General features: G+C 61.1%; 28 protein-coding genes, 1 tRNA gene and 1 pseudogene. 15 read left to right on the top strand and 15 right to left on the bottom strand.

The features are described from left to right. Nucleotides 1-252: 252 nt before the first annotated feature. Nucleotides 253-1,404: a PilT/PilU family type 4a pilus ATPase gene (locus tag IPM89_12450; GenBank protein QQS55910.1), complete on the top strand. Its 1,152-nt coding sequence runs from the start codon at nt 253-255 to the stop codon at nt 1,402-1,404. A 72-nt stretch (nt 1,405-1,476) separates the two neighbouring features. On the opposite strand, the gene nadA is transcribed toward IPM89_12450, so the two are convergent. Continuing rightward, complete coding sequence (gene nadA / locus IPM89_12455) at nt 1,477-2,559, bottom strand: quinolinate synthase NadA (GenBank protein ID QQS53668.1); 1,083 nt, start codon at nt 2,557-2,559, stop codon at nt 1,477-1,479. A 31-nt stretch (nt 2,560-2,590) separates the two neighbouring features. Beyond that, complete coding sequence (locus tag IPM89_12460; GenBank protein QQS53669.1) at nt 2,591-3,241, bottom strand: NUDIX domain-containing protein; 651 nt, start codon at nt 3,239-3,241, stop codon at nt 2,591-2,593. A gap of 159 nt (nt 3,242-3,400) precedes the next feature. Between IPM89_12460 and IPM89_12465 the strand changes: the two genes are divergently transcribed. From IPM89_12465 to ruvB, 5 genes are all read left to right on the top strand, one after another. Next, a complete protein-coding gene (locus IPM89_12465; GenBank protein ID QQS53670.1) occupies nt 3,401-4,069 on the top strand; it encodes an alpha/beta fold hydrolase in 669 nt (222 codons plus the stop codon). A gap of 46 nt (nt 4,070-4,115) precedes the next feature. Continuing rightward, nucleotides 4,116-4,859 carry a YebC/PmpR family DNA-binding transcriptional regulator gene (locus IPM89_12470; GenBank protein QQS53671.1) on the top strand — a complete coding sequence of 248 codons (744 nt, stop codon included), beginning with the start codon at nt 4,116-4,118 and terminating at the stop codon, nt 4,857-4,859. A 20-nt stretch (nt 4,860-4,879) separates the two neighbouring features. Beyond that, entirely contained in the window at nt 4,880-5,386 is a 507-nt protein-coding gene (ruvC, locus tag IPM89_12475) for a crossover junction endodeoxyribonuclease RuvC (GenBank protein QQS55911.1), read from the top strand. After that, nucleotides 5,383-5,991, top strand: a complete 609-nt coding sequence (ruvA, locus tag IPM89_12480; GenBank protein QQS53672.1) for a Holliday junction branch migration protein RuvA — start codon at nt 5,383-5,385, stop codon at nt 5,989-5,991. The genes ruvC and ruvA overlap by 4 nt, the downstream gene beginning before the upstream one ends. Before the next feature lie 110 nt (nt 5,992-6,101). Next, nucleotides 6,102-7,145: a Holliday junction branch migration DNA helicase RuvB gene (ruvB, locus tag IPM89_12485; protein ID QQS53673.1), complete on the top strand. Its 1,044-nt coding sequence runs from the start codon at nt 6,102-6,104 to the stop codon at nt 7,143-7,145. Nucleotides 7,146-7,147: 2 nt separating this feature from the next. Here ruvB and IPM89_12490 read toward each other — a convergent pair whose 3' ends face one another. Next, on the bottom strand, nt 7,148-7,492 hold the full coding sequence (locus IPM89_12490; protein QQS55912.1) for a hypothetical protein: 345 nt from the start codon (nt 7,490-7,492) through the stop codon (nt 7,148-7,150). Between the two features lie 88 nt (nt 7,493-7,580). Here IPM89_12490 and ybgC point away from each other — a divergent pair, with 88 nt between their 5' ends. The 9 genes from ybgC (at nt 7,581) to IPM89_12535 (ending at nt 14,142) form a co-directional block, all read left to right on the top strand. Beyond that, nucleotides 7,581-7,985, top strand: coding sequence for a tol-pal system-associated acyl-CoA thioesterase (gene ybgC / locus IPM89_12495; GenBank protein QQS53674.1), 405 nt, complete (start codon nt 7,581-7,583; stop codon nt 7,983-7,985). After that, on the top strand, nt 7,975-8,697 hold the full coding sequence (gene tolQ, locus IPM89_12500) for a protein TolQ (GenBank protein ID QQS53675.1): 723 nt from the start codon (nt 7,975-7,977) through the stop codon (nt 8,695-8,697). The genes ybgC and tolQ overlap by 11 nt, the downstream gene beginning before the upstream one ends. A 6-nt stretch (nt 8,698-8,703) precedes the next feature. Next, entirely contained in the window at nt 8,704-9,159 is a 456-nt protein-coding gene (tolR, locus tag IPM89_12505; protein ID QQS53676.1) for a protein TolR, read from the top strand. A 9-nt stretch (nt 9,160-9,168) separates the two neighbouring features. Continuing rightward, complete coding sequence (gene tolA, locus IPM89_12510) at nt 9,169-10,461, top strand: cell envelope integrity protein TolA (GenBank protein QQS53677.1); 1,293 nt, start codon at nt 9,169-9,171, stop codon at nt 10,459-10,461. 105 nt (nt 10,462-10,566) lie between these two features. Next, nucleotides 10,567-11,724: a Tol-Pal system beta propeller repeat protein TolB gene (tolB, locus tag IPM89_12515; GenBank protein ID QQS55913.1), complete on the top strand. Its 1,158-nt coding sequence runs from the start codon at nt 10,567-10,569 to the stop codon at nt 11,722-11,724. 39 nt (nt 11,725-11,763) lie between these two features. After that, entirely contained in the window at nt 11,764-12,387 is a 624-nt protein-coding gene (gene pal, locus IPM89_12520; GenBank protein QQS53678.1) for a peptidoglycan-associated lipoprotein Pal, read from the top strand. Between the two features lie 14 nt (nt 12,388-12,401). Next, nucleotides 12,402-13,139 (top strand): tol-pal system protein YbgF, encoded by a 738-nt coding sequence (gene ybgF, locus IPM89_12525; GenBank protein QQS53679.1) that lies wholly within the window; start codon nt 12,402-12,404, stop codon nt 13,137-13,139. Between the two features lie 159 nt (nt 13,140-13,298). Continuing rightward, nucleotides 13,299-13,374, top strand: a tRNA-Lys gene (locus tag IPM89_12530). A gap of 366 nt (nt 13,375-13,740) precedes the next feature. Further along, nucleotides 13,741-14,142, top strand: coding sequence for a hypothetical protein (locus IPM89_12535; GenBank protein ID QQS55990.1), 402 nt, complete (start codon nt 13,741-13,743; stop codon nt 14,140-14,142). On the opposite strand, the pseudogene IPM89_12540 reads toward IPM89_12535, so the two are convergent. From IPM89_12540 to IPM89_12595, 12 genes and pseudogenes are all read right to left on the bottom strand, one after another. Beyond that, nucleotides 14,131-15,473, bottom strand: a pseudogene (locus IPM89_12540) (IS4 family transposase). The gene IPM89_12535 and the pseudogene IPM89_12540 overlap by 12 nt on opposite strands. A 154-nt stretch (nt 15,474-15,627) precedes the next feature. Further along, entirely contained in the window at nt 15,628-16,641 is a 1,014-nt protein-coding gene (locus IPM89_12545; protein QQS53680.1) for a transposase, read from the bottom strand. A gap of 4 nt (nt 16,642-16,645) precedes the next feature. After that, the gene (locus IPM89_12550) at nt 16,646-16,858 is read right to left on the bottom strand and encodes a hypothetical protein (protein QQS53681.1); all 213 of its coding nucleotides are present in this window, start codon (nt 16,856-16,858) and stop codon (nt 16,646-16,648) included. Then, entirely contained in the window at nt 16,831-17,379 is a 549-nt protein-coding gene (locus tag IPM89_12555; GenBank protein ID QQS53682.1) for a DUF4277 domain-containing protein, read from the bottom strand. The genes IPM89_12550 and IPM89_12555 overlap by 28 nt, the downstream gene beginning before the upstream one ends. Nucleotides 17,380-17,645: 266 nt before the next feature. After that, nucleotides 17,646-18,914: a hypothetical protein gene (locus IPM89_12560; protein QQS53683.1), complete on the bottom strand. Its 1,269-nt coding sequence runs from the start codon at nt 18,912-18,914 to the stop codon at nt 17,646-17,648. Nucleotides 18,915-18,983: 69 nt separating this feature from the next. Then, nucleotides 18,984-19,421, bottom strand: a complete 438-nt coding sequence (locus IPM89_12565; GenBank protein QQS55914.1) for a substrate-binding domain-containing protein — start codon at nt 19,419-19,421, stop codon at nt 18,984-18,986. Nucleotides 19,422-19,529: 108 nt separating this feature from the next. Beyond that, complete coding sequence (locus IPM89_12570; GenBank protein ID QQS53684.1) at nt 19,530-20,348, bottom strand: PEP-CTERM/exosortase system-associated acyltransferase; 819 nt, start codon at nt 20,346-20,348, stop codon at nt 19,530-19,532. Nucleotides 20,349-20,423: 75 nt separating this feature from the next. Beyond that, entirely contained in the window at nt 20,424-21,644 is a 1,221-nt protein-coding gene (locus IPM89_12575; protein ID QQS53685.1) for a trypsin-like peptidase domain-containing protein, read from the bottom strand. An 85-nt stretch (nt 21,645-21,729) separates the two neighbouring features. Beyond that, on the bottom strand, nt 21,730-22,350 hold the full coding sequence (locus IPM89_12580; GenBank protein ID QQS53686.1) for a membrane integrity-associated transporter subunit PqiC: 621 nt from the start codon (nt 22,348-22,350) through the stop codon (nt 21,730-21,732). After that, entirely contained in the window at nt 22,347-24,056 is a 1,710-nt protein-coding gene (locus IPM89_12585; GenBank protein ID QQS53687.1) for an MCE family protein, read from the bottom strand. Before IPM89_12585 ends, IPM89_12580 begins: the two co-directional genes overlap by 4 nt. Continuing rightward, a complete protein-coding gene (locus IPM89_12590) occupies nt 24,046-24,690 on the bottom strand; it encodes a paraquat-inducible protein A (protein QQS53688.1) in 645 nt (214 codons plus the stop codon). The genes IPM89_12585 and IPM89_12590 overlap by 11 nt, the downstream gene beginning before the upstream one ends. Beyond that, nucleotides 24,687-25,331, bottom strand: coding sequence for a paraquat-inducible protein A (locus IPM89_12595; GenBank protein QQS53689.1), 645 nt, complete (start codon nt 25,329-25,331; stop codon nt 24,687-24,689). The genes IPM89_12590 and IPM89_12595 overlap by 4 nt, the downstream gene beginning before the upstream one ends. Nucleotides 25,332-25,349 lie beyond the last annotated feature (18 nt).

Raw genomic sequence — 25,349 nt, forward strand, 5'->3', positions numbered from 1 at the left:
CGATCATCTCCTGGAGTCGATGGAATGCGGCGGCGTGCCGAGGGAGGAGTGTGGCGCGCAGGGGCGGTCAAGCCGGATTTCGGCGTGGTTTGCGCGGTATGGAATAGTTGGCGATACTCGTGGCGTGGGGCGATGCGGGCGGATGGCTCCGTGGACCGGGCGACCGAAGCGAACATCGCCGCTGGATACGGCTTGCCGTGATGCGCTTGAATCAGCGACGGGAGATGGAAGATGGGACAGGGTTCGGAGCAGATGGTGGACGATCATGAGAAGGCGACTCAGTACCTTTACGAGTTGGCGCTTAAATTACTGGAGTTGGAGGGATCGGACATTTTCATCACCGCCGGTAGCCCGCCGGCGCTTAAGGTCAACCAGCTGCTGCATCGAATCGGCAACCAGAAACTGAGGCCGCAGCAGACCATGTTGCTGATACGTTCGATCATGAACGACCGGCAGGTGCGGGAGTTCGACCAGCATCGCGAAGTCAATTTTTCCTTGAATTTTCCCGATGTCGCGCGCTTTCGGGTCAGTGCCTTTACCCAGCGTGGTAGCGCCGGCATGGTGCTGCGTTTGATCCAGCAGCGGATCCCGACCATCGAGGAACTCCACCTGCCGCCGATTCTCCAGGACATCGCCATGGCCCAGCGCGGTCTGGTGATTTTCCTCGGCGGTACCGGTTGCGGCAAGACCACGTCCATGGCGGCCATGGTGGATTATCGCAACAGTCAGTGCCAAGAGCACATTATTACCGTCGAGGATCCCATCGAGTTTTTCCATCAACACAAGCAATGTTTGGTGGACCAGCGTGAAGTCGGTACGGATACCGAGTCCTACGAGGTAGCCCTGAAGAACACGCTGCGTCAAGCGCCCAACGTGATTTTGATCGGCGAGGCGCGGGATCGGGAAACCATGCAGGCCGCGATCAATTTCGCCGAAACCGGTCATCTATGCCTGACCACGCTGCATGCCAACAATACCGATCAGGCCTTCGATCGCATCATTAATTTTTTTTCCGAAGAGAAACGGGCGCAGGTGCTGATGGATCTGTCCTTCAATGTAAAGGCGTTCATTTCGCAGCGCCTGCTGCCGCGCGAGGACCAGCCGGGGCTGGTTCCGGCAGTGGAGATCCTGCTCAACACCCCACTGATGGCCGAGCTGATCTTCCAGGGTCGGGTCAAGGAGATCAAGAGCGTGATGGCCCGCTCCAGCGAACAAGGCATCGTGACTTTCGATGATGCGTTGTTCAACCTATACGAATCCAGCCAGATCAGTTACGAGACCGCTATCCGCCACGCCGATTCCGCCAACAACCTGCGACTGCGGATCAAGCTGGAAAGCCGGTGGCCACCGCCGCGAGCCGCTGGCGAGGGTCATTTGCAGATCCAGAAAGATCCCAAGCGCTGAACGATCCACCCGGTGGCCAGCGGCGCGGGATCGGCGCTGGTTGCCACGGCACAAAGCGATGCCGGTGACGATTCAGGCATCGTTATTCCCCAGCACGGCCTGCTTGCGCTGCCTGGCGAATTCCAACAAGCGGCGAATGGGCCGAACCGCCCGTTCGCGCACCGCTTCGTCGATGAAGATCTCATTCCGACCGGTTTCCAGCACCCGCGCCAGGTTGCGCAAACCGTTCATCGCCATCCATGGGCAGTGGGCGCAGCTGACGCAGGAGGCGCCCTTGCCGGCGGTGGGCGCTTCCAGAAAAACCTTGTCCGGCGCCGCCTGTCGCATCTTGTGAAACAGACCGTTGTCGGTGGCGACGATAAACTTTTTCGCCGGCAGCTTGCGCGCCGCCTCGACCAGCGCCGTGGTCGATCCGACCATGTCGGCCTGGGCAATAATATCCAGCGGTGATTCGGGGTGGACCAGCACCCTGGCGTCGGGATGCCGGGCGCGCAGCTTGCGCAGTCCATCGGCCTTGAAGGCTTCGTGCACCACGCAGGAGCCGCTCCACAGCAACATATCGACGCCGGTCTCCCGCTGTACGTAGGCGCCCAGGTGCCGGTCGGGTGCCCAAATCAGTTTTTCGCCGCGCTCGGCCAAATGGCGCACCAGGTCCAGGGCGATGCCCGAGGTGACCACCCAGTCGGAACGGGCCTTCACCGCCGCGCTGGTGTTGGCGTAGACCACCACCGCCCGCTCGGGGTGCTGGTCGCAGAAGGCGGCGAATTCCTCGGGAGGACAACCCAGATCCAGCGAGCACTCGGCCCGCAGGTCCGGCATCAACACCCGTTTTTCCGGATTGAGGATCTTGGCGGTCTCGCCCATGAAACGTACCCCCGCCACTACCAGCGTGCTGGCTTTGCACTCGGTACCGAAGCGGGCCATGTCCAGCGAATCCGATACATAGCCACCAGTGGCCTCGGCCAGCTCCTGCAGTTCGGGCGAAGTGTAGTAATGAGCGACCAGAGCGGCGTCCCGTTCCACCAGCAAGCGTTCGATCTTCGCCACCAACGCCGCTTTTTCGGCGGCGTCCAGCGTCTCGAGCACGGTGGGCGGCACCTGCACCGGCAACAGGCGGTGGTCCTTGGTGAAAATCTCGGCAGTGACTGCGCTCATGCGTGTTTCTCCGGCGACCGTATCGATCGCATTACTTGATCAGCTCAACCTGGCCAGGGTGCAGGGCTCGATACAACCGGGCTGGCCGTCGGCCGCCGTGCCGCGCCAGCTCGCCGGTGGCTTCGATGTGATCCAGCGCCAGTACGCGCTTGCGGAAATTGCGCTTGTCCAACGGTTCGCCCAGGATGATTTCGTGGACCGCCTGCAATTCGCTCAAGGTGAAGCGCTCCGGCATGAGTTGCAGGGCGATGGTGGAATACAGCAGTTTGGCCGCCAACCGGCGACGGGCCACCGCGACGATCTCGCCGTGGTCCAGGACCAGCGGTGGCGGTTCGGCCACCGCCGCCCAGCGCACGGTATCGCCCACGACCGGAGCGCCGATCGACCCACTGGCGATGGGAATCAGCGCGAAGTAGGCCACCGCCACCATCCGCCGCGCCGGGTTACGATCCGGTCGGCCGAAGGTGTACAACTGCTCCAGATACACCTCGGACAGACCCGTCTGTTCAGCCAACTGGCGGCGGGCGGCGGCGTCCAGATCTTCATCCACGCCGACCGGACCGCCAGGCAGTCCCCAACCGGTCGTCTGTCGCGCCAGCAGCACCTCCAGCCGTTCGCCGCGAATGGCGAACGGCACAATGTCGGTGGTCAGGGTCGGCAGGCTGGCGGTCGGCGAGTTCATTGGTCTTTTCGTGTTGGTGTACAAACTACACCTTTATATTAGTGTCATTTAAACACTATTACAAGTGGATGACGGCGGTTTTGCGGATCGATGAAAACGGACGCTGACGGATTTCGCTAGAATGCACCCCTACCAAAATACAATGCGGGAGAATCGATCATGGGGGTCCAGCGGGAAACGGTGGTGCTGGTGCATGGTTTGTACGTGCACGGCTTGTGGATGCGACTGCTTGAGTACTGGCTGGAAGAGGCCGGTTACCACACGGTGAACTACTCCTACCCGAGCATCACGCGCTCACCGGCGGAAAACGCCGAGGATTTGCACACTTTGTTGAAGTCGCTGGATACGCCGGTCGTTCATTTCCTGGGCCACAGCATGGGCGGCTTGGTGGTGCGCCATTTATTCCATCATTACCCCAAACAGCGGCCCGGTCGCATCGTGACCCTGGGCACGCCCCATCAGGGCAGCTACGCCGCTCGCATCATGCACGACAGCGGGTTGGGCCTGTTCGTGGGCCAAGGCGGCTTAGAGGGTGGGCTGATGGGCGATGCGCCGGCCTGGGTCGCGCCCAACCCACTCGGTTCGATCGCCGGCACTCTAAACATCGGCCTGGGCCTGTTGTTTCCCGGCATGCCAGCGCCGTCCGACGGCATGATCGCGGTGGTCGAAACTCAGTTTCCCGGCATGGCCGATCATATTTGCCTGCCGGTTTCGCACATGCAGATGCTGGTGGATCCAACGACGATCACTCAGGCGTGCGCGTTTTTTGCCACCAGCCGGTTCCGCCATGTCCGCTCTGCGCGACTGGAAGAGGGAATGGTAGACTGACATGAGTTTTCAGGCACTGACGCCTAATTGACGCAAGAGGCTTCGCATGGCTGGACATAGCAAGTGGGCGAACATCCAACATCGGAAAAACACCCAGGACGCCAAACGCGGCAAGTTGTTCACCCGGCTGATCCGCGAAACCACCGTGGCGGCCCGCATGGGCGGCGGCGACCCCAACGCCAACCCGCGATTGCGGCTGGCGGTGGACAAGGCGCTGGCCGCCAACATGCCCAAGGACACCGTTGACCGGGCCATCAAGCGCGGTACCGGCGGGCTGGAGGGCGTGGAGTACGAGGAAATCCGCTACGAGGGCTATGGGCCGGGCGGAGTGGCGGTGATGGTGGATGCCGTGACCGACAATCGCAATCGCACGGTGGCGGAAGTCCGTCACGCCTTCAGCAAATGCGGCGGCAATCTCGGCACCAGCGGTTCGGTGGCGTTTCAGTTCACCGAGCAGGGGGTGCTGAGCTATCCAGCCGGTAGCGACGAGGACCACCTCATGGAAGTCGCCATCGAGGCCGGCGCCGACGATGTGCTGAGTTACGAGGACGGCTCGGTGGACGTGCTCGTCAGTCCGGCGGCCTTTCAGGAGGTCAAGCAGGCCATGATCGCCGCCGGCCTGGAACCGGAGGCAGCGGAAGTGACCCAGCGCGCCGGCTCCAGCACCACCCTCGGTTTCGAGGACGCCCAGAAAATGGTCAAGCTGCTGGAGATGCTGGAAGATCTGGACGACACGCAGAACGTCTACTCCAACGCCGACATTTCCGACGACATCCTGGCCAAACTCTGAGCGTGACGACAGTGCGGCTGATGGGCATCGATCCCGGTTCGCGGATCACCGGCTACGGCATTGTCGACATGGACGGGCCGCGCAGCCGCCATATCGCCAGCGGCTGCATCCAGACCGGCAGCGACCGGCCGCTACCGGAACGCCTGAAAACCATTTTCGAAGGGTTGAGCACCGTGATTCAGTCCTGGCAACCGGCGGAAGTCGCGGTCGAGCAGGTATTCATGCACCGCAATCCCGATTCGGCGCTCAAGCTTGGGCAGGCTCGGGGCGCGGCGCTGTGCGCCGTGGTGCTGGCCGGATTGCCGGTCAGCGAATACGCGCCGCGCGCCATCAAGCAGGCGGTGGTGGGCAGCGGCGCGGCCGATAAATCGCAGGTGCAACATATGGTCGCCTTGCTGCTGAGCTTGCCGGAATCGCCGCAAGCCGATGCCGCCGACGCCTTGGCGGTGGCGATCTGCCATGGCCACACCCGGCAGACCTTGCAGCGGTTCGGTTCCGCCGCCGTGCTGGCCGGGAGGCGACGGTGATCGGCCGCCTGCGCGGGCTGCTGATCTGGAAGCAGCCGCCGGGCCTGATGATCGACGCCCACGGCGTCGGTTACGAGCTGGAGGCGTCGATGAACACTTTTCAGAGCCTGCCGGAACTGGGTGTGGAGGTTGCCTTGTTCACCCATCTGGCGGTGCGCGAGGACGCCCATGCCCTGTACGGTTTCGCCAGCACCGCCGAGCGCGGCCTGTTCCGCAACCTGATTCGGGTCAGCGGGGTAGGGCCGCGGCTGGCGCTGCTGATTCTGTCCGGCATGAGCGTGGAGGCGTTCGGCCGCTGCGTGCGCGAAAGTGACGCCACCGCGCTGACCCGATTGCCGGGCATCGGCAAGAAAACCGCCGAGCGCTTGATCATCGAAATGCGTGATCGGATCGGCGAACTAGGCCCGTATCCGGCGACCGTCACCCTGCCAGGCGATCGCCCCGTGACGGCGGACGCCACGCCGCGGGACGATGCCATCAGCGCCTTGGTGGCGCTGGGCTACAAGCTGCCCGAAGCCTCGCGCATGGTGCAGAGCCTCGACATCGAAGATCTCGCCAGCGAAGCGATCATCCGGTTGGCGCTACAATCCAGCGTCCGCCGCTGATGCCGCTGCAGTCGTTGGCGAACCAGCGCGTTTGTTCGCGTTTGGCCTTAAACTTCCGCTGCTAAACTCCCGATAGCGCCAGCTTCGCCACCTCACCGACCTCACCGCTCATGAACCCTTCCGATCGTCTGATTTCCCCGGCCACCAGCGGCGATGACGCCACTCAGGACCGGGCCGTCCGCCCCCGGCGGCTGGACGAGTACATCGGCCAGCAGACCATGCGCGAGCAGTTGGAGATTTTCGTCCAGGCCGCCCGCGCCCGCGCCGAGGCGCTGGACCATGTGCTGCTGTTTGGCCCGCCCGGTTTGGGCAAAACCACCCTGGCGCATATCGTCGCCGTCGAGATGGGCGTCAACCTGCGCCAGACTTCCGGGCCGGTGCTGGAGCGGCCCGGCGACATCGCCGCGCTGCTGACCAACCTGGAACCGCGCGACGTGCTGTTCATCGACGAAATTCACCGCTTGAGCCCGGTGGTGGAGGAAGTGCTGTATCCGGCGATGGAGGATTATCAGATCGACATCATGATCGGCGAGGGACCGGCGGCGCGCTCGATCAAGTTGGACCTGCCGCCGTTCACCCTGGTCGGCGCCACCACCCGCGCTGGCCTGCTGACCTCGCCGTTGCGGGACCGCTTCGGCATCGTCCACCGGCTGGAGTTTTACACGCCGGAGGAACTGACCGAGATCGTGGCCCGCTCGGCGCGCATTCTCGGGATCGAGACCGATGATCCCGAAGGCGCGATAGAGATCGGCCGGCGTTCGCGCGGCACGCCCCGCATCGCCAACCGGCTGTTGCGGCGGGTGCGTGATTTCGCCCAGGTGAAGGCGGACGGGCGGATCACCGTCGAGGTGGCGCGGCGGGCGCTCGATCTGCTGAAAGTGGACGAACACGGTTTCGACGAGTTGGACCGGCGGTTGTTGTGGCTGATGATCGACAAATTCGGCGGCGGGCCGGTGGGGCTGGACACGCTGGCGGCGGCGCTGGGCGAGGAGCGCGGCACCATCGAAGAGGTCTTGGAACCGTATTTGATCCAGCAGGGTTTCCTGATGCGTACCCCGCGCGGCCGGCTGGCGACCGCGCACGCGTACCGTCATTTCGGCTTGGCCACCACCGGTCCGGCGGGGGGCGGCGATCTGTTTGGCGCCGCCCCCTAGCGTCAAGGCCTGGCCGGAGTGGACGGCGCCTGGGGTTGCGCGCCTTCGGGGACGATGGGTGCGGTCAAGGTTGGAGGCGTTGCGGGTACCACCGCCTCGCCATCCTCCGGGATGGCCGGCTCGGTGGCCGGTGGCAGCTTTTCCACCGCGATGTCGTATTCGTCCACGCTGAGGGTACCGTCGGCGTCGGTGTCGGCCTCGTCAAAATCCAGCCCATCGACGCTGGCGGCTTCATCGGCGCTGATCAAGCCGTCGCCATCGGTGTCGACCTCTTCGAAGGTCAACGGAGTCGCCGCGAAAACAGGCAGGGCAACCAGCAGCAAGACCAGTACAATAAGGGCGCGCATGATGAGGGATCTCCACGGACTCGCGCGACTCCGGATGGAGCGGCGGCATTGTTGGGATAGGCAAAATCGATTTTAGTGGAAACGGGAAATGTTTGTCTGGCCGGTGCGGGTTTACTATGAGGACACCGATAGCGGTGGGGTGGTGTATTACGCCAACTATCTGAAGTTCATGGAGCGCGCCCGCACCGAGTGGTTGCGCGCCCACGGTTTCGAGCAGGACGTCCTGCTGCGCGACCGGCAGGTATTGTTCGCGGTGCGGACGCTGAGCGTGGACTATCGTCGGCCGGCCCGGTTCAACGATCTGCTGGAGGTGAGCAGTCGGATCGCGGAAGCAGGCGGCGCCAGTCTCACCTTTGCCCAAAACATCCACCGGGCCGGCTCCACCGAAGTATTGTGCGGCGCGCGAGTCAAGGTGGCGTGTATCGATGCGACGAGTTTCCGGGCACGCCGGTTGCCCCGGCAATTGATGAGGGAGATTGTAGGTGACCCATGATTTGTCGTTCTGGAGTCTGATCGCCAACGCCAGCCTGATCGTGCAACTGGTCCTGTTGGGACTGGCGCTGATTTCGCTGAGCTCGTGGTGGGTGATCGCCAAGAAGGGCATGGTGCTGACTTCCGCGCGGCGGGCGGCGAACCAGTTCGAGGATGATTTCTGGTCAGGAATCGATCTGGCCTCGTTGTACGCGCGTATCAACCGCCAAAAGGAAATGGTTTCGGGGATGGAGGCGATTTTCCTGGCGGGCTTTCAGGAGTTCCTGCGCTTGCGTTCCCAACCGACCGTGGACCCGGAATCGGTGGTCAGCGGCGCGCAACGGGCGATGCGAGCGGCCGGTTCGCGCGAATTGGACGATCTGGAAGTCTATTTGTCGCTGCTGGCGACGACGGGTTCCACCAGCCCGTACATCGGCCTGTTCGGCACGGTCTGGGGCATCATGAATGCGTTCCGGGCATTGGGGGTGGCGCAGCAGGCCACGCTGGCGCAGGTGGCGCCGGGTATCGCCGAAGCGTTGGTCGCGACCGCGATGGGGCTGTTCGCGGCCATCCCGGCGGTCATTTTCTACAACCGCTACGCGCATGAAGTCGATCGGCTGGCCAATCGCTACGAAACCTTTATGGAGGAGTTTTCCAATATCCTGCAACGGCAGTCCTACCACCTGCGCAAAAGCTACGCCGAGGCCGCCCGCGCCCCGGTCGCCCAAGGTTGACCCGTCATGGCGCGACGCAGTTCGCATGGCCGCCTGAAGGCGGAAATTAACATTGTGCCTTACATCGACGTGATGCTGGTGTTGCTGGTCATTTTCATGGTCACCGCGCCGCTGCTCAATCAGGGGGTGGAGGTGGATTTGCCCAAGGCGCCGGCGGAATCGTTGAACGACCGGGATCGAGCGTCCGAAGTGGTGGTGCTATCGGTACAGAAGGATGGCGCCTGTTATCTGGGGATTGGCACGGAGAAAGCGCAACCGGTGAATTGCGACACCTTGGAGCCGCGACTGCAAGGCGTCGCGGAACTGATGGCGCATAAACCGCAACCGCCGGTCCTGGTGCGCGCCGACCGGGAAGTCAAATACGATCAGGTCATCAAGGGCATGACCGCGCTGCGCAACGCCGGCGCGGTCAAGGTCGGCTTGTCCACGGCGCCTCCGGACGGATCGGCGAGCCAACGGTAACCGCGGTTGATGCAACTCGGGCGTGGGGAAAAGCACCAAGACCTCGTGGCGACGGCGGTCACCATTGCCGTCCATGCTTTTGTCGGCCTATTTTTATTGTTGAATCTGAATATCACGGATGCGCTGCATCCCGAGCCGACTGAAATCGAGGCGATTCCGGCCGAGGTGGTGGACGAGGTCGCGATCCACGAAGAATTGGAGCGCCTGGCGCGGGAAGAGCGGCGACAGCAACGCGCGGAAGCCGAGCACCAGGCCGAACTGGCGCGAGCGGCGCGGGAAGCGGAAGAGCGGCGACAGGCGGAACTTCGCCGCCAGCGCGAGGAAGAGAGACGCGAGGCTGAGGAACGGCGTCAGGCAGAAGAAGCCAAACACAAAGCCGAAGAGCAACGCCAAGCGGCGACCGAGGCCAAACGCCAGGCGGTCGAGGCCGCTAAACGGCAAGCAGAGAAGCAACGGCAAGCAGATCGGGAAGCCCAGCGGCAGGCGGCGGCGGCAGCCAAGCGTCGAGCAGCCCTGGAAGCCCAGCGGCGGGCGGCAACCGAGGCTAAGCGGGAGGCCCAGCGGCGGGCGGCAACCGAGGCTAAGCGGGAGGCCCAGCGGCGGGCGGCCCTGGAAGCCAAGCGCGAAGCGGCGGCCGAGGCCAAACGCCAAGCAGCCCTGGAAGCCCAGCGCAAAGCGGCGGCCGAGGCTAAGCGGGAAGCCCAGCGGCAGGCGGCGGCCGAGGCCAAACGCCAAGCAGCCCTGGAAGCCCAGCGCGAAGCGGCGGCCGAGGCTAAGCGGGAAGCCCAGCGGCAGGCGGCGGCCGAGGCCAAACGCCAAGCAGCCCTGGAAGCCCAGCGCGAAGCGGCGGCCGAGGCCAAACGCCAAGCAGCCCTGGAAGCCCAGCGGCGGGCGGCCCTGGAAGCCAAGCGGCAGGCCGAAGAAGCGAGAAGAAAAGCGGAAGAGGACGCCAGACGCAAAGCGGAAGAAGCGCGCAAACTGGCCCTTGAATTGGCTGCCAAGGAGGCTGCTGCTGGCAACTTTGCCAAATCGATCATTCAGCCCTATGTGAAACGACGGTGGAATCCTCCACCGAGCACACCGAGAGGCGCGGTCTGTATCTTGCGTGTATTCGTCAAAGCATCTGGCGAAGTAACCAATGTCAGGGTTTTGAAATCTAGTGGCAATGCGATTGTCGATAATTCGGCCAAGGCAGCTGCGTTCAGGGCTTCACCGTTACCGATGCCTAATGATTCCTACCAAGCAACTTATATCGCCAGTCAATCCCTCAATATAACGTTCCGAGCCTCGGATGCCGATTAGCACAAGAAAAGCCTAACTGTGTACTGCTTCATAGACTTTGGATTAGGAGACAACCAATTGAAATTAATTGAAAAAATAACTTGGTTGGCAATCGTATTGGCCAGCATGTTCAGCCTTGCCACCGCCCACGCCCAAATAAACCTGGATATCACCAAGGGAGTGGGAGGCAGTAGCATCCCCATTGCCATCATGCCCTTCGGAGGGCGGGCACCCGAGAACATCGCCAGCATTGTTGCCACCGACCTGAAACGAACGGGCAAGTTCGCGCCGCAATCCTTGACGGATCAAGCCGACTACGCCGTCGTCGGACAGGCTGCGCCGGGCGGTTCGCGGGGTTACATCGTGCAGTTTCAACTGACCGGCGCCCAGGGCGCTCAGTTGTTGAACCTGTCCTTCGACGTGCCGGCGAATCAATTGCGGGCGGTGGCTCACCGCATCAGCGATCTCATTTACGAAAAACTCACCAACGAAAAGGGGCTGGCCGGAACTCGCATCGCCTATGTGGCTTTCGGTCGCGGCGCCTATTATTTGGTGGTCTCCGACGCCGACGGGCATAACCCACAAGTCATTCTGCGGTCCAGTCAGCCCATTATGTCGCCGGCTTGGTCGCCGGACGGCTCCAGGCTGGCTTATGTGTCATTCGAAGGGCGACGGGCGCAGATTATCGTCCAGGATGTCTATAGCGGCGCTCGCCGCTCGGTGTCCGCCGCTCCCGGCATCAACGGCGCGCCGTCCTGGTCGCCAGACGGCCGGCGGCTGGTATTCACGCTGTCCCAGGACGGCAACCCGGAAATCTATGCTCTCGACCTGGCCAGCCAGTACCCGGTCCGTCTCACCAGTAGCAGTTCCATCGATACCGAGGCGGTTTGGTTACCCGACGGCAGCATCGTTTTTACCTCGGACCGGGGTGGCTCACCGCAGCTTTACCGGATCGGCCCCGGTGGTGGTTCGCCGCAGCGGCTAACCTTCCAGGGTAATTACAACGCACGGCCGACGGTTTCGCCCGACGGTCGCTATATTGCGATGGTGCACCAGCGCGGCAGTCGCTTTTACATTGCCGTGCTGGATTCGCAGACGCGCCAGTTCCGGGTCTTGACTCCCGGTGGTTCGGACGAGTCGCCCAGCTTTGCACCGAACGGCAAGACCATTATTTATGCCAATGGCCATGGTGTGGCGACGGTCTCGGTGGATGGCGGCGCCTCACAAGAGATCGTCTTGCGGGGCAATGCGCGCGACGCCGCTTGGGCGCCTTATGGCCGATGATTTCGATGTTGTTGACCAAAGTTGAGGGAGGAATCCGTGATGCAAAACTTAGTTCGTATGTTGATTGCCGCCACCGCGCTCGCCCTGTTGGCCAGTTGCGCCGCAACCGGTGAGAACACCGACCAGGAGCAGACGGCGGCGGCTCAGCCGGATGCGGCTACCCAGCCGGGAGTCACAGCCCAACCGGGGCAGGAAGTGTACAGCTATCCCTACGGCCAGGCGCCGAGCCTCGATACCTACGACACTTTCGATACCAGCGGTGCCACCACCACCGCCGCCGCTCAGGCCGGCGGGCAACCCGCTCAGGCGGTCGCGGATATAAGCGGCGGCGTAGCTTCGGCCGACCGCATCGTCTATTTCAGCTACGACAGCGTGGATGTAGTGCCCGAGAGCCGGACGATTATCGAAAATAACGCACGTTCCCTCATTAAAAACCCACAAATTATCACTCAGTTGGAAGGGCATACCGACGATCGCGGCAGTCGCGAATACAATATTGCCCTGGGCGAGCGCCGTGCCAATGCGGTGCGTCAGACCATGATCGCCATGGGAGTCTCGCCCCAGCAGATCCGGGTCGTCAGCTTTGGCGAGGAACGGCCGGCCGCCCCCGGACAAAGTGAGCGCAGCTATGCGTTGAACCGGCGTGTGGAAATCATCTACTGATGAGGTGCGCGTTCATGCCTAGACCCCGTTTTTCGTGGCTGGCCTTGCTGGTGTTGGGTGGCTTGACGCTGCCCGGCGCTGGCCGCACTCAGAATATGCCGGATAGCACGCTGACCTTGGAGTTGCTGCGGCGTATCGAACAGTTGGAGGCGGAGGTCCGACAAATCCGTGGGGAATTGGAGGTCTACCGCCATCAATTCGATCAACTCCAGCAGGAAAATGCGCGGAGTTATGCGCCGCCCACCTCTCCGCCGGGGGCGGCCATCCCGCCGCAAGCGGAGCCGCCGCCCCCGGCCCACGGTCAGCCTGCTCCAACCACGCCGCCAACCGCCACGACCGCGCCGTCGGTCACTCGAACGATGCCCTCGACGGCGGCGGGAGGCGCGCAAGCTGATTTCGATGCGGCGCTGGGGGAATTGCGCGAGGGCCGCCACGCGCGGGCCATCGCTGGATTCCAGGGGTTCCTGAACACATATTCGGACAGTGATCGGGCGGGCGACGCGCAGTATTGGCTGGGCGAGTCGTACTATCTCAGCCGGGATTACGGCGCGGCCAAGGAGGCGTTTATCAATCTGGGGGTGCGTTATCCTGAAAGCGCGCGACTGCCGGATGCACTGCTCAAGCTGGGCTACATCTATGGAGAGACGGGCGACACCAATCGGGCACGGGAGGTGTTGCAGAAACTGGTGCAGGCTTATCCCAACACCCAGGCGGCCCGTCTTGCCGAACGGCGTCTGCAATCCTTGCGCTAGCGCCGGGTTCGAACGCACCGGCCAGGACCGTGCTTGCGCACCCGCGCGGGCACGAGGCTTGGCCTACCATGTAACCATCGAATTCATTTCGGCTCGGCTTATCAGGCAATCGAGACTTGCGAATTTGGTGGAATTTTGTAAGATTGTCAGCCCCTTTCAGGGCCGTTAGCTCAGTTGGTAGAGCAGCAGACTTTTAATCTGTTGGTCGTGCGTTCGAGCCGCACACGGCCCACCAATAAAAACAAGTGGTTAGGCAAAAGCCTAACCACTTTTCTTTTGCCCGTTGTCCACCGGTTGTCCATTCATTGTAAGGCGGCGGATGGTTTATTTCTCAACCGCTGGTTGGATTATGAAATAATCCAACCGAATTATAACAATAGTTCGGACAGTTTCTGTTTTCGTCTTGGCCGCATCGATTGATGGAACCCTCTGAAAATTCAGAGCTTCGAACAGCAGTCACGAGCCAAGCAAAATCAACAGGTTATTTTATTAAACTCAGGGATTGGCCTGAGTTTAATTTAATCCGCCCTGCTGGAGCTAACTGTTTGATTGTCGGTTTCAAAACTGTCCGAACCATTGAAGTCTGAAAGTTCGGACCGTAGTGGCCGAGATTTTGAAAGTACACGCCGAAAAAGCCCGACGCCAGGCGGAAGCAGTGCGTCAGGCCGAAGAAGCCCGCAAAGCCGAGGAAGCTCGTAAGGCAGAAGCCACCCACAAGGTAGAAGTCTCGTCCCCCCACCGAGTAATTTGGAGAAAACTCCTGGTCATGTTCGTGTTAGGGGCTCTGGGCACCGCTGGCCTGTATTGGGCATATGAGTGGTTCGATGTGGCGCCTATCCCAACCCCACCAATGGAAAAAAAGGTAGCGGAAAAGGCGGCGACGGACAAGGCACCACAGGTTCAGCCCCTGCAACGCCAAACCGCCCAAGCGTTCAAGATGCCGGTGGAATTCCAGGACACCCTCAAGGATGCTGTCCATTACACACATCGTCTAACTGATTGAGTGGGCATGGAGATCAGAAGCCAAGTGCATCCCCCAAGCGAGGTCGCGTGCCCGCTGCAAGCCGATCCACAGGGCCTGGGGGCCGGGGGGACCGTCGCACTTGCGCCCCAAATAGCCGCCCAGGCGGGCGATCCAGCCGAGCATGGCGGGCAGCGGCGGCGGGATCGCCGGCGGGGGCCGGCGGTGGATGGCGACGTCAACGGCCTGCCATTCGGCCGGGTCCAGCACGGCGTCACAGGGCAGCTCGGGGGTGGTCCGCCCCAGCACGGTCAGGTACTGAATCCGCCAAGCGATGATCAGGTACACGGCCAGGGCCGGTTCCAGCCGCTCCCGGGTGCTGAGTTGCAAGGCTTCCACCCGGCAGCCGGTTTTCAAGATTCGGAAAAAACCTCGATACTCCAACGAGCTCCGTACCACTGGATCCATTCGGCCGCCTGGGCCAGGGTGTCGGCCGCGCGGTTGGTCAGCAACCGCCAGTCGAGCGGTTCGACCCCGGCCGGCGGGGACTCTTCCCGTGCCCGCAGCGCGGTGACCGTCACCGGTTTGCCCCCTTTCGGGTGCAGGGTGACCCGTTCGGCCCGCACCGTCAGCACCACCGGCCGGCTCGGCCGGTTCGGCCGGGCCGGGAGGGTGAACGTGACCTCGCCCAACACCGGGGCCTGCGCCAGCCGGTCCCACAGCTTGTCGCCCTCGGCCAGGCAGCGGTTGTGGGTGGCCCGGATCAGCCAGTCGATTCCCGGCGCCCGTTGCGCCCGGACCATGAACTCGTGAATGTCGCATTCCCGGTCGGCGACGTAGACCAAGCGGGTGTCGGGCAGGCGCGTGGCCAGTTCGGCGCAGCGTTCGAAGCCTTCCAGCCAGCGCATGCTCTCCTTGGCTTCGATCGGCCAATGGCGCTTGTCTTCGCCGAAGGTTTCCCGGTCGCGGGTCCACAGCCAGGCGTCCAGCACCCCCAGCGGCACGCCGTCCGGGGTGACCGCCAGAGTGGGATGGACGTACAGCCCATGCTGCCGCAGGTCGCTCAGCGGCCCCAGTCCGGCGATGCCCGGCGGGGCGGTAGAGTCCAACTCCGTGCTGTCCTGCACGCACAAGACCACCGGCTGGCGACGCATCCGCTCGACACTACCGTCCCCGTGCGGCGCGAGCACCTGCTCCCACGTGACCGCCTCATGGGCCAGCAACCGATACGCCGCCTGCGTCTCCGCCCAGCCGCCGCAGGCCACCGGAATGCTGGCGCCGGGTTGCGCCCCCAGGCGTTCCGCCACCCGCACCAGCCGCCGGTTCAGTCGTGCATCCCCAAGTTCGCCCCGCCCAACTCCGCCGCCGCCCAACTGACCGCCGCCGCTACCGTCTCCGCCATCACCTTATACCCCTCATCTGTGTCTACCTCACTAGATGGGGGCGGCGGCCCTGCCGTTCAAGATGTGTGTAATGGACAGGCTTTAGAGGCAGCTTAGGTAATTGAGTTTTTGTACAGCTTCTCACTCACGGTTCGCTCAAAACGAGGGCTGGTTTTAGAAAATGCGCCATCAGTCGCTCGTAGATTTCTGCCGACCAGCCGAGCAGTGTGAGTATGCGGTGCTGCAGAGCGCTGAGCGGCGACAGCAGCGCGCGGACCTGGCCGGCGATCGCCACGACGCTCAAGCTGATGCCCCGAAAGGCGCGCAACAGCGATTCGGCGGTGGGCGACGCCGTAGCCCGGTCGGGCTGCCCCGGATAGAGGCCGGCGATCGGCTCCGGGGTGGTGGCCAGGCACCGGCGCGCCACGAATTCGACCAGAACCAACACGCGCAAGGCCAAGCTCAACAGGCGGATCAAGCCCTCCACCCGCGCATCGGTTTGCAGGAACAAGGGCGTGATCGCCAGCGCCCGGCCTTTGAGACGGCCAAAACTCCGTTCGATCAGATACTGCCCCCGATAGGCGTGGACGGCGGTCTCGACCGTCAGGGTCGCGTGGTTGGTGGCGTAGACCCGCCAGCCCAGCCGCTGCCGGGCCGCCGCGACGGCCAGCGGGTCGATCCGCGCCCGAATCGTGCTCTGGTGCTGCACCCGGCAGGTGGCCGGACGCGCGCCATAGCGGCGCTGGGGAATCACTTGCGTGGTGGTCTCGAGGTCGAGATGGATCAGGCCCACCACCCGCTGCTCGGCCAGAATCTGCTCGGCGGTGGCGCTCAGCGCGGGAGCTTCCAGAATTTTCTTGCCTTGTTTGCGCTCGTTGAGGCGGTGAATGTCTGCTACCGCCCGCTGCAGGCGGGCGTCAAGCGCCTGGGTCTGCCGGGTCGCCTGGGCCACCGACCGCACCACCAGCCGCCGTTCCCGCCACGTCACCGGCCGGCCCTCCACCGTAGCCGCCAAGTCAACCACCACCGTATAACCCTCGGCGATCAGCCGGGGTGGGGTGGTGGGGTCCGGGTCCGGGTCCGGCTCGTAGACCGGCTCCAGGGGCTGGGCGCCGCCGAACACCGGCGCCAGCAGGGCGTCCAGGGTGTCCTCCGGCATTTGCTTACCCCCCAGGGGGGCACAAATAATAGTCGCCACTCCGGGCGATCCAGGCCCGGGTCGCCAAGGCCCCCATTTTGCCGTCGCCGATGTAGGTCTTGCCGCCAGCCCCCAAGGTGGCCTGGACCCGCTGAAGCTCGGGCACGTACAAGGGGTCATCCGCGCCGTTCCCACTCACCACGGTGGTCGTCAACGGCAAGCCCAGAGCGTCGAGCACCGACAGGCTGATCTTGACTTGCGGCAAGTCCGGCCGATGATCTTGACTATGCCCGAACTGAAACAGCCCCCCTCACTGACCCCGGCATAGGTTTTGGCCGAGGTGCTGTCGAGCCGTACCCGGTCGCCGCCCACCTCATAAACCCGCAGCACCGTCCCGTTCAGCGCGGTTTCCAACTCGGCCCAGGTCGCGGCGTCAGCTAACCGATCCAAGATGTTGGCCAACCGATCATCGCTCAGATCCAGCGGGCGTACCGGCTTGCCCAAACACACCGTCAAGGTATCGAGGTGCGCCTCCACCCAAGGCTGGACATGAGACAGGCAGTGATCGCCCTCCGAGACGATGAAGGTCAGCCACACCGCCACCACGTCGCCCAAACTCAAGTCGCCCTTCCAGTGGCCATGGGTCGGATAGAATCGATCGAGCAGGGCTGGAAGTTGCATCTGGTAGACTTGGGCCAACACGACCGGGAGGTCGTCGACGCGTTCGACTTTAATCAGGCGGATGATCTCGTCCAGCATTCGGGGGACCGGTGATCGTTATGGCCCGCTGGCGGCGGGTTGCCATGAAAGTACCGACTTTCATCGTCCGGGGCGACGTTCCCCAACGACATGACCGTTAGGTGAGGAGCCCAAGCGATTTAATGGGTTAGTTCCGGTCTGCACCGCGCTCCCCGTCATCGGTGAGGGGCTGCGGAACGCCTACCAGATGTCCATATTACCTGACACTTTCAATTCTCAAAAGTCGATCTTCGCTTAAGCGAACCGTGAGTTCTCAGAATCGATATTTAAAATTGATAACCGACTGCCAAGGAAAACATATGCCATCGTTGCTTCAAAATACTAGAATCAGGATTATCCTGAAGCGGTAACCAGGCAGTACCATTGACATAATGGTATTCAGCGGCGATCAAAAAAGATGAATTTAAATAATAGCGAAGCCCAAATGTCCAATCCTTAGCAAATTGTGTGTAATTTGGCTTGCCAGTTAAATACTGGTACTGCCACCCATTTTTATCATCACGATTATTATAAAGGACATCATAACGAAAAATAGCCTGCCAATTTCGATCAAACCTGTATAGTGCCTGCAAGTAATAACTTTCACCAGAAATATCTAAATCCAATGAACCATCATTAACAGTCTCTTGAATACCGCGAATCGCATATTCTGCTGTAAGACTCAATTTTTCTCTATTATATTGTACCGAAAAAATTACTGGGGTAAATATATCTTTTAGCGCCATAAAGTCATCAGGTGGAAGAAATTTTGGATTGTAGCGAGTATCTACGCGCGCGGAACTGATAGCCATACGATATTTTCCACCATCAATGTCATACCTTAGACGACCAATGTACGACATCTTTGAAGTAGTGTTTCCCGGATAATCAAATCCAAAAATAGCTAATTCGGAATCCAAGCTAGCACCTCTAGGTATCCCTGCTCCGAGTTCTAAGAACAAATCCCCCCAATTACTTCGATATTCGCCATAAAAAATCCCACCATCCGCAGAGATAGCCAAGTCTCGAGTACGTTCTTGGTAGATAGATTGGGGCAATAATATTGTCGGTCGAGTAAAAATTACATCACGAGTATCGTTATACAAACCAAATGGGATTTTAAAGCGCCCAAAACTTACTCCAACACGATAATCATCCGTTGAAAAAGCAGTATAATCGACCACACCAAAATCTAATTCCACATCATGCTGGTGCCCGACTCCAGCATGTCGAAACAACACCTGTCCCGCCAGTCGCAGATCGGCATTAAGTGTCCAAGAAGCATTTAATCCAGCTTCAGTAAAGTTGAAACTCCCTCCTAAGCTGCTCGTTCCAAAAAAATTATTATCCGACGTTAGAAAGTACCCTTGGGTTAAGAATCCATGTACTTGAATATCCTCGCTCAACTCGATAGCTAATACTCGTTCAGATACTATTAGAAAAATGCTAATATAAAACAATCCAACCATGGCCCAACTGGATATTATAGGAATCATAGCAAAGACTATCACACTAAAGCTGCGGTACAATCGATCGATTAATATTATTTTATTCATCTTTCGTGCCGTATTGACAAAAAAGCCTCCCCGTGCGTAATATAAGGAAATTTTTTGTTGATCTCCCAACTAATTACCAAGGATAGGTTTAACAGATCCATCGATCATCGACCTACTCAAATAACCTATGGCGCCAGGCGTTGAGCTTACAATCGCGCGCATTTTTTTTTCAGATTTTACTATAATTGGTTCTTCCCCCATACCTGAAAATACTAACCGATTCCATGCGGCACGTAATTGATAGGGAAAAACATTAAGAATATGCTTTGAGAATGCAATATGTAAAGGATGTTCATCAGGCATTACAAAAACCCTGATCGGCGAGCCATCCTCCCATTTTCTCAGGCGCATTCCAAAAATAGCCCTGAGTGCACTTTTCGAAAAAAAAGTCTTGGAGTGAGCTGCCGAATTAACGACAACAACTGGTGACTCCTCTATAGATACTGCCTCACTAGCAAGGAAAATAGCGAGAATCCCTAATAATAACCGTAAAGCGCGATTGATAATTCCCCCTAAAGATTATTAATATTAGCCCATCAATATTAAATACAGCAAGAACCGCAAGGAATCAGGCTCATGAAAATTGATTTATCTTATAAACTAGCACAGATATAATTAAAGACACCCAGAATGCGGGAAAAGCGCGCCATCATTAGTTAATAAAACCCATATTTCTGGGTTGGTCCGATAAACTTCTTTTAAGACATCTGAAATATTTCCCAGATAACTTCGACAAGAACCATAATAATCAATGACAGGGCTAATCGGTGCAAAACGAATACCGAAAGTTTGAAGCAATCTCGCGCAAACCGGCTCCATCCCCGCATACCAATAAGTCAAATTATGCTTGGCACTCATGCGCACGATAGCTATAAATAAACCAAGAATCGTATGAGGAAAATGTCTGCGCTGCATTTTCTCACCGGAATCCTGACCTTTACCAGCAGGATATTCAGCGCTCTCCGCTATACCAAGCTTGCTCAAGGTTTCTCCTTTTCGCATCCGGAATTCTGGAGCTATAATCAGCCGTGAGATCTCACCGAGCCGCGAACGGTTAAGATTTTTCAGGGATAAATTGTCCGGGTAAAATGCATTACCCGCATATTCCTCGACTGGGAATCGTGCGTCCAAATTCCTTGGCATCGGCAGTATTACTCTTACTGTACCCGCGATAGAGCCGCTGGGCCTGTGGACAATCAAACTATGTACGGAATGTTCGTCATAGCGATCACGTTCCAGACCTTCCGAGTAATGCTCAGGATGAAATCCAGGAATCTTCGCTTCCAGGCAATAGACCTGGTATCGCAGCCGCCAGCATTTCTGTAGGTGCTCCTGTGTATCCGCTGAAATAATTTCGAAATACTTATTAAATAAAAAAATAAGATTATTCCTGGTTTCCAAAAGATTGATTCCCCAAGCACAGGAAATGCTCATTCTGTTGTCACAACGCCAATAAATCCGATGGCGTTCCAGCCGATCTACACAGGATTCAGACCCGCGGGTCTGAATCTATTCCCGGCACTCGATCTTGAGCACGAAATCGCGGGCTTCGGCGGCAATGTCGGCGGTGAGACGGGAGGAACGCGGCGCGCGGCTCTGATAATCCACCCCGACCGCTTCCAGAAACCCGCGTGCCAAGGCCGATTTAATGGCGAAATTGACGTTCTGCGGGATGTCGCCGGTCATCTCATGCACTCGAACCACGTTCAGCTTCGAACTGACCACGCCCACCACCGCGCCGTCGCCGTCCAGCAGCGGTCCGCCGCTGTTGCCGGCCTGAGTGGGCGCGGTGAATTGCAGGGCGCGGGTATCGTCGCCGGGGCCGATCAAAGAGCTGACGTTGCCGGTGGTCACCTGTGGCCCCGACCCGAGCAGGCCACCCAGCGGATAGCCGACCACGATCACCGTCTCACCCAGGCGGGCCGGTGCCCCTGCGCGGAATACCGCCACGCCGGGCAGAGGAGTATCGGATCGCAGGAGTGCCAGATCGTTGGTCGGGTCGGTGAACACCGGCTCCAGCCGACAACGCTGGCGTGGCGAACGAGCCAGGATTTCGCTTGCGCCCTCGATGACATGATGGTTGGTTAGCACGTAGCCTTCCGGATGCACGCAGAATCCGGTACCGCTGAACGAAGCGGGAGCACCCGGCCGCGCCGGCTCGCGCCGCGACCCAGGTCCGCCGGCGGGACGTTCATCCGGCGCGGGTTCCGGCAGGCGCAGGCCAAAATGCGCCGCCAGCGCCGGTAGACCCGCCGCGAACCCCTGCCCCACCGCCCGGAATTTCCATTGCCCCTGGTGACGGTACAGTTCCGCCAGGATCATGGCGGTTTCACCGCGGCTGGCCAGCGGCAGCGGAAAAACCAGCAGCGGTTGACCCGCCGCGTCCGCCAGCCAGCTTCGAATCGCGGCAAACACCCCGAAAGTCGTCCCTGGCCCCAATCCGGGCCGGACCGCCAGCACGATGGCGATTCGGGCCGCCGCCGCCGGCACGGCGTCCAGGTCCATCCGGAATTCGCCCGGCGGCTCGGCGAACGTCACCGATCCATCGCGGGAACGCGGCTGCTCGGCGCTTACCAGGTCGTTGGGGTCGAGAATCCGGCCGTCGGCGGCCAGCAGCAGCGCGCCCGCCTGGGTTCTGGCGGCAAACTCCTCGCGTGGCTCGCCGGCGACGCCGACGGCGACTCGACCGTTGCCGATCGGGCGATTTTGTCCGGGCTGAAGTTCGTGCATGACCGCATTCCTCCCGCCGTCGCCGACCGTTCAAACGGCCGGCGGAACCGCTTGGAACAAGCGCGAGCCGCCCGGCGGGCCACCGTCAGCGGCCGGAGCCGTTCGACAACTCGCCAATCCTCAACGCAACATCGCGGCTAAACGCTTCCAGATTCTGGTTCATGGCGGCCACCGTCGCCGCGTAGTCCGGCCCGGCCGAAGTCTCCCGGTAGCTCGATGTCCGCGACAGCAGCTCCCTGCCACCGCCATCGAGCACGCGCCAGCGCGCGGCAAGCACGCTCTCCCCATTTTCCAGGCGGTCGAACCGGGTGACTTGGACGGCGACCTGATAGTCGATCGGCGTCGCCCGCTTCCAGGGGTATATGGACACCCGCTGGCTCGGCAGCAGCGCCGCCAGATTTTCGGCCAGCACCCGGACCGTGTTGTCCTTCAGGGACTCGGCCCAGAGGTCGAAATCGGCCATATTCAGCGCGTTCCGGCTGGTTCGGGTCACGATCTGAGGCCGGTCGAGATATTCCGGCAATTCCACGGGACCGACCCCAACCGCAATGTCCCGAGTTGCCGCGCCGCCCGGTCCCGCCGGCGCGGCCTCTGACGCCGCGCTCAATACATAGTAGCGCACCGGTTCGCTGCCGGCGCACCCCGCCAGCACCAACAGTCCGCCCATCAGCGCCGTGCGCGCCACCCTCACTAGCCAATCGTTCATTTTTTCGCTCCGGGTCCGCCCTTGCCGTATAGCAGGGATTCGGGATGGCGGTCTAAATGGTCGCTCAAGGTGCGGATGGAGCGAGCCGCCGCCGCCAGTTCCTCCAGCATGTTGCCAAGATCGACCATCAGCGGCGCCTCGGGATCGACGCTTTCCAGGGTGTTTCGGACCGTCCCCAGGGTTTTCCCCACATCGGAAGCCAGCGCGGCCACCTGCCGGTCGGCGGTTTGCGCCAGCGTCCGTACATCCTTCAGGGTCGCGTCCAAAGAGCGGATCGCCGCCCGCCATTCCGGGGCGTTGACCAGCCGGTTGGCGCCCTGCATCGTCCCCAGCAGTTCGTTGGCAATCTGCTCCAGGGGCAGCTTGCGCAGTTTATCCAGGATATCCAGGGCGGTCTTCTGGAAGGCTTCCAGCGCACCCGGTACCGTTGGAATCTCGGGATACGGCCCACCGTACACCAGTTCCAGCGGCGGGCTGTCGGGATAGAAATCCAACTCGACGAACAGTTGGCCGGTCAGCAGACTGCCCGTTCTCAACTGCGCTCGCAGCCCGCGCTTGACCATATGCTCCATGCCGGGCCGGCGGCCTTCCGCGCGGAGCGTGCCGTAGGTTTCATCAAATTGCTTCATCAGGTCCGGGGGCAAAATCCGCTCCAGTTCCAGCTCCACGGCCACCGGCACGCGAATGTTGCCGGTCTTCAGGTCGATATCGAGCTTTACCTCGGTCACCTTGCCGATCTTGAGGCCGCGAACCTCCACGGGCGCGCCCACGCTCAAGCCCCGCACGGAACCCTCGAAATTCATCATGTAGGAATCGCGGCGGGTATAGGACGATTCGGCGATATCGCTAAAACTATCGTACAGCCGGAACTGAGCACCGTCCCGGCTCGCCGAACCCGCCTCGTCGTGCTCCGGCGCGTCGAAGGCGATGCCGCCCAGCAGCACGGACAGCAGCGATTCCATTCGCACGTCGATACCCTGCGCGCCGAGCGAGACCTCGAAACCGCTGGTTTTCCAAAATCGGCTCTGGTCGCGCACCAGGCGATCGTAAGGCGCGTTCACGAACACATGCACGAGCACGTTCCGGTTGTCTTCGGCCAACTGGGTCGTCAGCACCTCACCCACCTGAATGTCGCGGAAATAGATCGGTGAACCCCGCTGGATCGAGCCCAACTGGTCGGTCAGCAGTAGATAGCGGTGGCCGGGAGTGTCGGCCCTGATCGCTGGCGGCTGTTCGAGTCCGGTGAATGCCCTGGCCGGGTTGCCGTCGTCGAACTCCACTTCGATATAGGTTCCGGACACCACGGTTTCCAGCCCCGAAACGCCGCTGAGCCCCACCCGTGGCCGCACCACCCAGAAGCGGCTGTTTTCGCCCAAGTGCCGCGCCACCTCCTTGTTCATCTCCGCCGTCACGATGACTTGGGACAGATCCGGACTGAAGCGGACGGTTTTGACCACGCCAACATCCAGGGCCTTGTATTTGATTTTGGTCTTACCCGCTTCCAAACCCGTGCCTTCCCGGAAGGTGAGGGTAATGATCGGCCCCTGCTCGCTCAGGGTCTTGTAGGCCAGCCAGGCGCCGATCAGCGCCGCGACCAGGGGAATCAGCCAGACGATCGAAAAGCCGCGGCGTTTTTCCACCACCACCGCGTCGGGCAAGTAATCGTTCCCAGCCGGGCCTGGGTGTCGGATGTCGTTATCGCTCATCGGGGTTCTCCAGTGCATCCCAGATCAGGCGGGGATCGAAGCTCATGGCGGCGAACATGGTAACGACCACGACCGCGGCAAAGGCCAGCGCCCCCGCGCCCGGCTCAATCGTGGCGATGGCACCGAGCTTGACCAGCGCCACCAGGATGGAAATCATGAATACGTCGATCATCGACCAGCGCCCGACCACCTCGGTGATGCGATACAGAACGGTACGGTCCCTGGGGCGCCAGCGCGATTTGCGTTGCACCGAAATCAGCAGGCAGGTCAACGCCAACAGCTTCAGCACCGGTACGACCACGCTGGCGAAAAATACCAGCAGAGCCAGCGGCCACAGGCCACCGGCGATCAGCACCCGCACCCCGCTGAGGATAGTGTCCGGCTCGCCATGCCCCATCGACACCACCGTCATGATCGGCAGGGTGTTGGCGGGAATATAGAGGATGTAGGCGGCCAGGGTCAGCGCCCAGGCGCGCGCCAGACTGTCGGGCTTGCGCAGGTGCAGCGCGGCCCCACAGCGCGGGCAATGGGCGTGGCTACCCGGCGCCAGGGGTTTCATCCGGCTCAGCAGGTGGCAGGCGTGACAACGGGCCAGCGCGGCGCGCGCGGCGGTGACGGGCAAAGCGGGATTCATCGTCGCGTCTCCAGGCGTTCCCAGATCGCTTCCGGCTCCAGCGCGGCATCGGTGGCGGCCATCGCCACGATCAGCGCCGCGAAGGAATACAGCGCCACCCCCGGCACGATGGTGGCGATATCGGACAGCTTGACGAACGCCACCAGCACGCCCAACAGATACACCTCGGTCATCGCCCAGGGATGCAGGGTTTCGATCCAGCGGAACACCTGAGCCATCCACCAGGGCCGACGGCCAAAGTGCAGTGGCAGCAACACGTAGAGCAGAGCCAGGATCTTCAGCAGCGGCGCCAGGATGCTGGCGACGAACACCACCACCGCCAGTGCCCACATGCCCTGTGCATACAGTTCCCGAACGCCGCTAAGCACCGAACTCTGTTGCGCGCGGCCCTGAAACTGAAAATCCAGCAGGGGGTAGACGTTGGCCAGCACGAACAGGATCAGCGCGGCCAGCGCCAGCGTCAGCGAGCGTTCGATGCTGTTCGGCTTGCGGGTGTACAGCAGCGCGCCGCAGCGGACGCAGCGGGCCTTTTCCCCCTCGCGCAGGGGCCGCTTGCGATAGAGCAGATCGCAATCATGGCAAGCGACCAGAGCATCCGTCACCGGCGGTGGAAAAGTTGGAGAATGGGGATCGCTCATCATTGAATTTCGTGAAAATCC

The sequence above is a fragment of the Candidatus Competibacteraceae bacterium genome (assembly GCA_016699715.1).
GTDB lineage: Bacteria > Pseudomonadota > Gammaproteobacteria > Competibacterales > Competibacteraceae > Competibacter.